Annotated in this window: 8 protein-coding genes; 7 read left to right on the forward strand and 1 reads right to left on the reverse strand. The window is 67.9% G+C overall.

The window, feature by feature from the left end; translation table 11 throughout:
* The first annotated feature begins 62 nt into the window (after window positions 1-62).
* The gene (locus ACZ5Y9_RS05950; protein ID WP_464472537.1) at window positions 63-4,319 is read left to right on the forward strand and encodes an ExeM/NucH family extracellular endonuclease; all 4,257 of its coding nucleotides are present in this window, start codon (window positions 63-65) and stop codon (window positions 4,317-4,319) included.
* A 79-nt stretch (window positions 4,320-4,398) separates the two neighbouring features.
* Here ACZ5Y9_RS05950 and ACZ5Y9_RS05955 read toward each other — a convergent pair whose 3' ends face one another.
* A complete protein-coding gene (locus ACZ5Y9_RS05955; RefSeq protein WP_247623164.1) occupies window positions 4,399-5,205 on the reverse strand; it encodes a DeoR/GlpR family DNA-binding transcription regulator in 807 nt (268 codons plus the stop codon).
* A 231-nt stretch (window positions 5,206-5,436) separates the two neighbouring features.
* Between ACZ5Y9_RS05955 and ACZ5Y9_RS05960 the strand changes: the two genes are divergently transcribed.
* From ACZ5Y9_RS05960 to ACZ5Y9_RS05985, 6 genes are all read left to right on the forward strand, one after another.
* A complete protein-coding gene (locus tag ACZ5Y9_RS05960) occupies window positions 5,437-6,735 on the forward strand; it encodes an ABC transporter substrate-binding protein (RefSeq protein WP_464472538.1) in 1,299 nt (432 codons plus the stop codon).
* 82 nt (window positions 6,736-6,817) lie between these two features.
* Complete coding sequence (locus ACZ5Y9_RS05965; RefSeq protein ID WP_247623162.1) at window positions 6,818-7,741, forward strand: carbohydrate ABC transporter permease; 924 nt, start codon at window positions 6,818-6,820, stop codon at window positions 7,739-7,741.
* Window positions 7,742-7,743: 2 nt separating this feature from the next.
* A complete protein-coding gene (locus tag ACZ5Y9_RS05970) occupies window positions 7,744-8,589 on the forward strand; it encodes a carbohydrate ABC transporter permease (RefSeq protein ID WP_247632737.1) in 846 nt (281 codons plus the stop codon).
* Window positions 8,590-8,638: 49 nt separating this feature from the next.
* Window positions 8,639-9,502, forward strand: a complete 864-nt coding sequence (locus ACZ5Y9_RS05975) for a ketose-bisphosphate aldolase (protein WP_247623160.1) — start codon at window positions 8,639-8,641, stop codon at window positions 9,500-9,502.
* Between the two features lie 35 nt (window positions 9,503-9,537).
* Complete coding sequence (locus ACZ5Y9_RS05980) at window positions 9,538-10,812, forward strand: ADP-dependent glucokinase/phosphofructokinase (protein WP_464472539.1); 1,275 nt, start codon at window positions 9,538-9,540, stop codon at window positions 10,810-10,812.
* On the forward strand, window positions 10,809-11,789 hold the full coding sequence (locus ACZ5Y9_RS05985) for a class I mannose-6-phosphate isomerase (protein WP_464472540.1): 981 nt from the start codon (window positions 10,809-10,811) through the stop codon (window positions 11,787-11,789). Before ACZ5Y9_RS05980 ends, ACZ5Y9_RS05985 begins: the two co-directional genes overlap by 4 nt.
* Window positions 11,790-11,817: the final 28 nt, after the last annotated feature.

An 11,817-nucleotide genomic window follows, 5' to 3' on the forward strand; every position in this document is an offset into this window, starting at 1 on the left:
CACGACAGGCCCCACAAGGGCCCGACGTCACCGAAATCCACAATGTCGAGGAGACCGTTCGCATGTCAGCCCCCCACGACGACGCCCGCACGGGAGTCGATTCGTCAGAATTCCGGAAGCGGGGGCGCACGGGCGCTCTCGCTCTGACCACCGCAGTCGCGCTGACCTTCGGGTCGCTCGCCGCGGCCCCCGCTTTCGCCGAGGAGCCCGTCGATGACCCCGCATCGTCGAGCACCGAGACCGAGGCTCCGGCGACCCCCGCGCCGGACGACACCGCACCCCCCGCACCGGAGGTGGCCCCGTCGACGCCTCCGGCCGCCGAGGACGAGGCGGACGACGCGGCAGCGGAGCCCGCGCCCGAGGAAGCACCGGCGGCCCCCGCGGAGGATGCCGCGGTCGCGAGCACGCCGGCCACCCACACGATCGCCGAGGTGCAGGGCACCGGCGACGTCTCTCCCGTGAACGGTCAGACCGTCACCGTCGAGGGCATCGTCACCGCCGATTACCGGACCGGTGGCTACAAGGGCATCGTGATCCAGACGCAGGGCTCCGGCGGCGCCGAGGACGCGACGCCCGGCGCCTCCGACGGCGTGTTCGTCTTCTTGAACGCCCTCGCTCCGACTCTCGAGATCGGCGACCTCGTCTCGGTCACCGGGCGGGTGAGCGAGTACTTCGGCCAGACCCAGATCTCGCCCACGGCTCTCGCGGGTGTCGAGGTCGTCACGGCCGATGCCGGTCTGCCCGAGGTCACCCCTCTCCCCGACACCGTCGTGGGCGCCGACCGCGAGCAGTACGAGAACATGCTCGTCGCCCCGGCCGGTACCTATCGTCTCGCGTCGAGCCACCAGCTCTACAACTTCGGCACGCTGTGGCTGAACGCCGGGGAAGACCTCAACGTCAAGAGCACCGAGACGACGCGTCCGGGTGATGATGCAGCCGCGATCGCGGCCGCCAACCGGGCGAACCGCATCCTGCTCGACGACGCGTGGTCTCTGCAGGTCAACAACAACAACCACCCGGGTCAGCAGCCGTACTTCACGACCGACCAGGTCGTGCGCACGGGTGACGTCGTCGACTTCAGCGACGCCGGCTACATCCTGCAGTGGGGCTTCGACGACTGGCGGCTGCAGCCGACCGTGCCGATCGACGACTCCTCGCCCGCCGAGCTCAAGGTCGGCTTCGAGCAGACCAACCCGCGCCCCGAGACCGCTCCGGACGTGGGCGGCGACGTGCAGGTCGGGTCGTTCAACGTCTTCAACTACTTCACGACATTGAAGAGCGAGAACCCCGACGCCCGCGGCGCGGCGAATGCGGAGCTGTTCGCGATCCAGAAGTCCAAGATCGTCGCGGCGATCAACGGACTCGACGCCGACATCGTCTCGCTCATGGAGATCGAGAACTCGGTCAAGCTCGGCAAGCCGATCGACACGGCGCTCGCCGACCTCGTCGACGGGCTCAACGACGCGGCGGGCGGCGAGGTGTGGGCGTTCGTGCCGACGCCCGACGCCCTGAACGACGCGGCGACGACCGACTACATCACCAACGCGATCATCTACAAGAAGGATGCCGTCTCACCGGTCGGCGACAGTGCGACCGTGACCGACGAGTCGGTGTGGGGCAATGCCCGTGAGCCGATCGCGCAGGCTTTCGACATCGACGGACGGGTCGTGACGGTCGTTGCGAACCACCTCAAGTCGAAGTCCCCGCCCACCGGCGCGGGTGCCGAGCCGGCCGACGGTCAGGGTTTCTTCAACGCCGACCGCGTGGCGCAGGCCGAGGCGATCCTCGACTTCGCCGGCGACCTCGAGCAGTCGACCGGGAGCAGCGACCTGCTGCTGATCGGCGACTTCAACGCCTACGGCAAGGAAGACCCGATCGACGTGTTCACGTCGGCGGGCTGGAGCGATCTCGTCGCCGACAAGACCGACGGACAGTACACGTACTCGTTCGACGGCGAGCTGGGTTCGCTCGACCACGTGATCGCGTCGCCGTCGCTCGCCTCCTCGATCACCGGAGCCGGCGTGTGGGGCATCAACTCGCCCGAGTGGAGCGACCGCGGCTACGCGTTCGGAGCCACCGAGGCGGGTACGCCCTATCGGTCGAGCGACCACGACCCGATCATCGTCGGTGTTTCCTCGGAGATCCCGCCGGTGAGCATCGACGTCGTCACGGTGAACGACTTCCACGGACGCATCGAGGCCGACGGCGCCGCCGCCGGTGCCGCTGTGCTCGCAGGAGCCGTGCAGCAGTTCCGTTCCGAGAACCCGAACACGATCTTCGCGGGAGCGGGAGACCTGATCGGTGCATCGACGTTCACCTCGTTCATCAACGACGACAACCCCACCATCGACGCGCTCAACGCGGCCGGTCTGGATGTGAGCTCGGCGGGCAACCACGAGTTCGACCAGGGCTGGGAGGACCTGCGCGATCGCGTGCAGGACCGCGCGGACTGGGAGTACATCGCGTCGAACGTGTTCGTGACCGAGACCGGCGAGCCCGCTCTGGCCCCCGCCTGGGTCAAGGAGCTCGACGGCGTCAAGGTCGGCTTCATCGGAGCCGTCACCGAGGATCTCGACTCGCTGGTCTCCCCGGAGGGGATCGCCGACCTCGAGGTGCGCAGCATCGCCGACTCCGTGAACGCGGTGGCCGACGATCTGCGCGACGGCGACGAATCCAACGGCGAGGCCGACGTCATCATCCTGCTCGTGCACGAGGGCGCCGAGAGCACCGATGTCGCGGCGGTCACGCCCGACTCGCCGCTCGGTGAGATCGTCTACGGCGTGGACGCCGATGTCGATGCGATCGTCTCGGCTCACACCCACCTCGCCTACAACCACGTCATCGACGGCCGCCCGGTCGTCTCGGCAGGTCAGTACGGCGAGAACCTGGGCCTGATGAACATCCAGGTCGACCCGACCACGAAGGACCTGATCTCGATCACCAACGAGATCAAGCCGCTCACCGCCAACGGACAGCCGCTCTACCCGGCCGTGCCCGAGGTCGCCGAGATCGTCGCGAAGGCGAAGGCCGAGGCCGACGTGCTCGGTGCGGTCGAGGTCGGGCAGATCACGGCGGACTTCAACCGGGCGCGTCAGGCGAACGGTTCGGAGAACCGCGGTGGCGAGTCGACGATCGGCAACTTCGTCGCCGATGTGCAGAAGTGGTCGACGGATGCCGACATCGCCCTGATGAACCCCGGCGGTGTGCGCGCGAACCTCGCGTACGCGTCGAGCGGGGCATCCGATCCCGACGGCAACGTCACCTATCGAGAGGCGGCGAACGTGCAACCGTTCGCCAACACGCTCGTGACGCTCACCCTGACGGGGGAGCAGCTCAAGGGCGTGCTCGAGGAGCAGTGGCAGCCCGCAGGGGCGGCGCGTCCGTTCCTGAAGCTCGGCGTCTCGGAGGGGCTCGTGTACACGTACGACCCCACGGCGGCGCAGGGAGCGCGGATCACCTCGATCACGCTCGACGGAACCCCGATCGACCCGGCGGCCGAGTACACCGTCGCGGCGAACTCGTTCCTCGCGGCGGGCGGCGACAACTTCGTCACCTTCCGAGAGGGCACCGGCAAGCGCGACACCGGCAAGATCGATCTGCAGTCGATGGTCGACTGGTTCGACGCGAACGGCACCGCGACGCCCGATCAGGCGCAGCGCGCCGTCGGCGTCACGGTCAGCCCGGCGGATGCCGACGGGTACAGCGCGGGCGATCAGGTGACCGTCGCGCTGTCGTCGCTCGCGTTCAGCGCGGGAGAGCCGGCACCGGGCGAGGTGACGCTCTCGCTGGGCGACACCCAGCTCGCCGCGGGTGCGATCGACCCGGCGATCGTCGACACGACCGACGAGGCCGGACGTGCGACGCTCACCTTCACCGTCCCCGCGGGAGCGACGGGTGAGCAGGCGCTCACCGTCTCGGTCCCGGCGACGGGCACGACGGTGCAGGTGCCCTTCACGATCACGGGTGAGGCGGAGTTCGCCGGCACGATCGACCTGGGCTCCTCGAAGGTGACGGCAGGCAAGAAGCTGCAGATCACCGGTGAGGGTTATGCGCCGGGCGAGACGGTGACCGTGCAGCTTCGACCGAAGAAGGGCGCGCCGATCGAGGTCGGCACGATCCAGGTCGCCGGCGACGGCTCGTTCGACGGCTCGGTGACGGTTCCGAAGAACACCAAGGCCGGCGATTACACCGTCGCGGTGTCGCAGTCGGACGGAGACGAGGCCACGGCATCCGTCACCGTCAAGAAGGCGAGCACGATCGGCGGGATCATCGGCGGCATCATCGATTGGATCCTCGATCTGATCGGCGGATGGTGGTGACCCCACCCCGCTGATCGAAGCGGAGGCCGCCGGGAGCGATCCCGGCGGCCTCCGTCGTCGTTCAGGTCGCTGTCAGGTGTCAGGGGACGAGAACCTGCACGTCGGCCTGCGCGAGGGCTGCGGCGATGTGTGGGGGCGGCGGGGCATCCGTGATCAGGTAGTCGGCCCGGTCGAGTTGCGCGATCTGCGCGAAGAACCGGCGCCCGATCTTCGAGGAGTCCGCCAGGATCGCGGTGCGCTCGGCGCGCTGCATCATCTCGGACATCATCGCGGCGTCGCCGAGGTTCGAGGCCGAGTACCCGCCCTCGTCGACGGCCCCGACGCCGATCAGCGCGAGGTCGCAGCGGATGTCGACCTCCGGGCCGCCGGGCGTCATCGTGAACGTCACGGGTCCGGTCGTCGCCTGGGTGATCGAGCGCACCGCACCGCCGAACACGTACAGGTCGCGGAACGCGGTGGGGGCGAGCTCGGCGGGGATCCGCAGGTTGTTCGTCGCGATCGTCAGATCCTGATGATTGCGAAGCGCGCGAGCGACCGCCAACGTCGTCGTACCGGCGTTCAGCATCACCACAGAGCCGTCCTCGATCAGACCGGCGGCGAGGCGGGCGATGCGCTCCTTCTCCTCGGTCTGCACGCGCATGCGCACGTCGAGGGCGCGGTCCTTGAGCGGCCCGGTCGCGGAACTCACGGCACCGCCGTGGGTGCGCACGAGCACGCCTTCGCGGTCGAGTTGATCGAGATCGCGGCGGATCGTGTCGATCGAGACGCCGAAATGCTCGGCGAGATCGCCGACCGTGACCTGCCCCGTCTGCTCGACGTAGCTGGCGAGATCGGCCTTCCTGCCCGCGGGGAGGCGACGACGATGAGCCGGTGCGGATGTTTCCATGCAGACATCTCTAGCACACGAAAGCGACGAACACCGCAGACTTGTGCAGAAAACGGCATGTCGCGTGCATGAGCGATTATCCGCGGAATATCCGCCCCCGTGGAAGAAATCTGTAACGACATCTCCAGATTGACGCTTGACGCCGCGGCAAATCCGGGCATAACATGGCTCAAAACCGCATGAACAAGCATTGAAGCGCGTGATGCGGCACGATCTCGAAGAGGAGAAGTGATGAGCACAGTGCGACTGGGGCAGCGACGCACCCGGAACATCGTCGGAGCCGCCGCGGCGGCCGTGACCCTTCTGGCGGTGGCGGGCTGCGCGCCCAGCACCGGCGGCGACAGCGGTGGAGACGGCGGTGACGTGACGATCGAGTTCGCCCAGTGGTGGGAGCCGGAACTGCCCGACGGCGAGTTCCGCGCCCTCATCGACGAGTTCGAGGCGGCGAACCCCGGGATCACGGTCGATCTCGTGAGCGGGCCGTACGCCTCCACCAAGGAGCAGCTGTTCGCGGGAGCCGCGTCCGGCACCATGCCCGATGTCGTCGGTCTCGACGGCGCGTGGGTCAACGACTTCGCCTCGCAGGGAGTCATCGCCGACCTCAGCGCGCTGATGGAGGAGTACGACTACGACGACAGCGAGCTCGCCAGCCAGATCCAGGTCGACGGCAGCACGTACATGATCCCGGTCGTCAACTTCGTGTATCCGATGTTCACGAACGACGCGCTCCTCGCCGAGGCCGGTGTCGACGCTCCGCCCGCCACCCGCACCGAGTTCGCGGATGCCGCGGAGAAGGTCTCCGCCCTCGGGGGCGACGTCTCCGGGTGGGTCCTCCCGCTCTCCCTCGAAGCGCCGAACGGTGTGCAGAACGACGTCATGTCGTGGGTCTGGGCATCCGGCGGCTCGATGCTGAAGGACGGTCAGCCCGATCTCACCAACGACGACGTGACCTCCGCGGTCGAGTACATCGGCGAGCTGTGGGACGCGGGAGTGATCGCCTCCGGTTCGTTCACGATGAAGGAGCAGGACAAGGTCGAGGAGTTCACCAACGGCCGGGCCGGCATGATGATCGACTCGCTCGCGCACATCAACCTCATCCGCGAGACGAACCCCGACCTCGAGTTCTCGATCTCGGCGATCCCCGCCGAGGACGGATACGAGGGCGAACGCGGCATTCCCTACGCCTCGTGGGGCATCGGCGTGGCCGAGAACTCCGAGCACAAGGAGGCGGCGTTCAAGCTCGTCGAGTTCCTCATGAGCCAGGAGACCAACTCGACTCTGTCGACGATGGCGAAGGCCTTCCCCGGCAACTCGACCTCGGTTCCCGACTTCGTGAACGACGACGAGCTGTTCAAGACCGCGTTCGACATCTACCAGGCCGGCTACCCCGCCAACGAGTTCACCGGGCTGCCGGTGGCGGAGGAGCTGATGCGCCAGTTCGGCGAGCAGCTGCAGTCCGCACTCGACGGGCAGCAGTCGATCCCCGACGCGCTCAAGGCGGCGCAGACGTCCTGGGAAGCGGAGTTCTGAGCTCCTCGCCTCCCGCCTGAACGGGGTGCCGCATCGCCGATGATGCGGTGCGGCACCCGACCAACCTAGGAGCCCGCACCTCATGAGCCTGAGAACGACCGACGACACCGAGGTGATCGTCACCGGGGTGCCGCACTCGCGGCGCCGACGGCAACTGCGCAAGACCACCGAGTCGTACGCCTTCCTCTCGCCGACGATCATCCTGCTGTTCGTCCTGATGATCGTGCCGATCGTGATGGTGATCGGATACTCGTTCCAGGACAACGTGATCCTGAACAAGTCGCCCGAGTTCGTCGGGATCGCCAACTACGTCGAGGTCCTCTCCGACCCCCGCTTCTGGAAGGCCACCGGCAACACGATCCTGTTCACGGTCGCGAGCGTGCTGGCGCACCTGGTGCTCGGTCTCGCGTTCGCGATGATGCTGAACAGCCCGCTCCTCGGCCGAGTCTCGCGCTCGCTGTTCCGGGCCCTCTACGTTCTGCCGTGGCTGTTCACGGTCGCGGTGATCGCGGTGCTGTGGCGCATGCTCCTCGCCCCGAACGGCGTGATCAACTTCCTGCTCAACACCGACATCGAATGGCTCGCCTCTCCGCAGCTGGCGTTGGGCACCATCATCTTCATCAACATCTGGGCGGGGTACCCGTTCTTCATGGTCAGCCTGCTCGCCGGCCTCCAGGGCGTCCCGGCCGAACTGCACGAGGCGGCCACCGTCGACGGCGCCAGCAACGTGCAGCGCTTCTGGAACGTGACGATCCCGCAGCTGCGACCGATCATCGTGAGCCTCGTGCTGCTCGACCTGATCTGGACCTCGCAGCAGTTCGCCCTCATCTGGATGACCACCGGCGGCGGTCCGATCGACGTCACGGAGGTGCTCAGCACCTTCACCTACAAGCTCGCCTTCGCCAAGTACGACTTCTCGCTCGCCGCCACCTCGGCCGTGCTCGTGCTGCTGATGTCGATGGTGCTCGCCGTCTTCTACGTCCGTCACCAGAAAGCGAGGGACTGATCATGGCGCTCACCGTCAAGAACCGCCGCGTCGTCGCGAAGGGCTCGCTGATGATCGGACTGATCATCGGAGCCGTCTTCGCCGCCGGACCCGTGCTGTGGATGCTCTCGAGCTCGTTCAAGTCCAACACCCAGATCTTCGAGCTGCCCCCGCGGCTCATCACCGACACCTTCTCGTTCGACGCGTACATCGCGATCTTCACGAACGCCGAGACGGTGCGGTTCTTCCTCAACAGCTACATCGTCGCGGGGTCGGTCACGATCCTCACCCTGATCGTCGCGATCCAGGCGGCCTACGCCTTCAGCCGCTTCGACTTCCGGGGCAAGCGCATCCTCAACGTGGTGATCGTGAGCGTGCAGGCCGTGCCGCCCATTACGCTGCTGATCCCGTACTTCGGCCTGATGGTCGGCCTCGGCCTCTACAACTCCTACGCCGGGCTGATCCTCACGTACATGGTGTTCACGCTGCCCTACGCGATCATCATGATGACCGGCTACTTCAACACCCTGCCGCGCGAGCTCGACGAGGCCGTCCGCGTCGACGGCGCGGGGTCGTTCACGGCGCTGTGGCGCATTCTCGTGCCGATCTCGGTGCCGGGCATCGTGTCGGTGGGCATCTACACGTTCATGATCGCGTGGAACGAGTACCTGTTCGCGCTGACGCTCACACGCACGATCGACATGCGCACGGTGCCCATCGGCATCCAACTCCTGATGGGGCAGCACTCCTACGAGTGGAACCAGATCATGGCCATGAGCGTGCTCGGGTCCATCCCCGTGCTCATCCTCTTCCTCTTCTTCCAGCGCTACTTCATCAGCGGCCTCACGGCCGGCTCGGTGAAGAGCTGACCGCCACCCCGCCCGGGGCCCTCGACCATCACGAAAACAGGAGAAACACGTGCTCTACACCGGAAAATCCATCCTCGACGTCGCCAACGCGCACAACTTCGCGATCCCGGCGTTCAACATCAGCGATTGGGCGATGTTCAACGGAGTCATGGACATCAGCGAGGAGAAGAACGCGCCGGTGATCATCGCGATCCACCCGGACGAGGTCTCGCACATCACGACCGACCTGATCGCGGCGATGCACTCCCGCGCGCACCGTTCGAGCGTCCCCGTGGCGATCCACTGGGATCACGGCGGCAGCTACGAGCAGATGATCACGGCGATCAAGGCCGGGTTCACCTCGGTCATGATCGACGCATCGCTGCTGCCGTTCGACGAGAACGTCGCGCTCACGCGCAAGGTCGTCGAGGCCGCGCACGCGGTGGGTATCCAGGTCGAGGGTGAGCTGGGCACGATCGGCGCGAACGACAGCTACGGCGAGTCGGGTGCTGCGGAGATCATCTACACGAACGTCGACGACGCCGTGCGCTTCGTCGAGGAGACGGGCGTCGACAGCCTCGCGATCGCCATCGGCACTTCGCACGGGCTGTACCCCGCCGAGAAGAACCCCGAGCTGCGCCACGACCTGCTCCAGGAGATCAAGGCCGCGGTCGGCATCCCGCTCGTGCTCCACGGCGGATCGGCGAATCCGGACTCCGAACTGCGTCGCGCCGTCGAGCTGGGCATCAACAAGATCAACATCTCCAGCGACATCAAGGTCTCGTACCACAACCGCATGCGCGAGATCCTGGGCACCGACGAGCGTCTGCGCGAGCCGAACGCGATCCAGCCCGAGCCGATCGCCGCCCTGAAGGCGACCGCGGCTGAGAAGATCGAACTGTTCGGTGCGGACGGCAAGGCCGACCTGTACTGACCGGCACGGATCTCGACGGGGAGGACGATCGACGGATGACACGTGATGTGGACGGTCGGCTCGTGCTGGGGCTCGGCGGAACGGTCGACTTCGAACTGCGGTGGGACTCCGCCGTCGTCGGCCGGCTGGCCCGGGAGCATCGCATCCGGCGGCACGAGCTGACCGCCGCGGCGTCGATCGTCGACGAGCGCTCGCTCCTGGTGGCCGTGCTCGCGTTCGTCGCAGCCGGGACCGGGGCCGAGCGCTTCGTCGAGTCCTCCGAGGTGATCGAGCGCTTCGCCGCGCACTTCGACGTGGCCGTGACGCTCGGCGGCACGGGGGTGCGGGCGGGGCTCGTGCTCGACAGCCTCGGCATCCCGAGCGTGCAGCATCTGGTGAGCATCGACGACAACGTCCGCCGTCTGCTGCCGGAGCGCGTCTCGTACGTGTCGTCGGCCGACCGCGACACCCTCGATCCGCACCTGATCGTGCAGTACCCGGTCGGGGCGCACGTGCGGCTGATCGACGGTGACATCGTCTCCCCGAGCGCGAACCGGCTGATCTTCGCGAACGACCCGCCCAATCGCGAGATGCGTCTCGCCGACGATCTGCCGGCGGCCCTGGCCGGAGCATCCGTCTTCCTGGTGTCGGGCTTCAACACCATGCAGGACCACGACCTGCTCGAGCGCCGGCTCGACGAACTGCTCGTGGCGCTCGCGTCGCTGCCCGACGACGCGCTGGTGTACTACGAGGACGCGGGTTTCTACACGCGGGCCTTCTCGCACACCGTCCGCGACCGGCTGCTCTCCCGCATCGATGTCTACGGCATGAACGAGGACGAACTGCAGGAGTATCTGGGCCGATCCGTCGATCTGCTCGATCCGGCCGATGTGATCGCCGCGCTCACCGCGATCGCCCGGCTGATCCCCGCCCCCGCCCTCGTCGTGCACACCCGGCACTGGGCGATCGCCGTCGGCTCGGATGCCGCGCGCCACCGCTCAGCGCTCGAGAGCGCTGTCCGGGTCGCGGCGACGCGCTACCGGCTCGGCGACGGATTCTCGTCGTCGGATGCCGAGGAGACGGCCGCGATGGCGCGGAGCCGACGCGGCGCCGAGCTCGTCGCCGCCGTCGAGCGCGGCATCCCCGGAGCGGTCGGCGTGCCGGCCTTCGCCCTCGATATCGCGGAGCCGACGACGATCGGTCTCGGCGATACCTTCGTCGGCGGGTTCCTGGCTGCGCACGCCGATGTGGATGCTGCGCACGCCGACGCGGATGCCGTGCACGCCGATGTGGATGGAGCGCACGCCGATGTGAATGGAGCTGCCCGATGAACCCGATCGCCCTCGCCCCCAACCGACCGGCCGAGCGCTTCTACCGCGGCGGTGAGCGCCTCCGCGCGTTCCGCGGCGATCCGGGGTCCGCGCCCCGCGAACCCGAGGACTGGATCGGATCGGTGACGACGGTCCGCGGCGAGGAGACCCTCGGCCTCAGCACTCTGCCCGACGGGCGGCTGCTGCGCGAGGCGATCGCCGAGCATCCGATCGCCTGGCTGGGGGAGGAGCACGTCCGCCGTTGGGGTGACGACGCGCGCCTGCTCGTCAAGCTGCTCGACGCGGGGGAGCGGTTGCCGGTGCATGCGCATCCGCACGACGACTTCGCGGCCGGGCATCTCGGCCGCGCGCACGGCAAAGCCGAGGCCTGGTACATCCTCGAGGGCGGGACGGTGCACGTCGGCCTGCGGGAGGACGTGACGGCCGACGCTCTCGCCGATCTGGTCGCGCGCCAGGACGTCGCCGCGCTCCTCGGTCTGCTGCACGCGATCGAGGTCGGGCCCGGCGATGTGGTGTGGGTGCCGCCGGGGGAGCTGCACGCGATCGGCGCGGGTGTTCTCCTGCTCGAACTGCAGCAGCCCGAGGACCTCTCGATCCTGCTCGAGTGGGAGGGATTCGCGATCGACGGCCCCGGGGAGGGGCATCTGGGTCTCGGGTTCGATCTGGCCCTGACAGCGGTGAACCGCACCGGACGTGACCGGGCACAGGTCGACGCCCTCGTCCGCACGGCACCGCGATCGGGGTCGGCGTTCCCGGCCGCCGCCGACGAGTACTTCCGCCTCGATCGGGTTCCGGTCGACGGAGGGCCCGTGATGCTCGATCCCGGGTTCGCGATCGTCGTCGTGGTCGATGGCGAGGTCGCTCTGGGAGGACAGGGGTTCCCCGCGGGGTCGACCGTGCTCGTTCCCGCCGCGGCATCCGAGCGCGCGCTCACGGGTCACGGTGAAGCGCTGGTCGCCCGGCCGCCCGCACCGTGAGGGCGTCGAGCGCGGGCCATCCGCGCCG

The sequence above is a fragment of the Microbacterium sp. T3-8 genome (genome assembly GCF_055398145.1).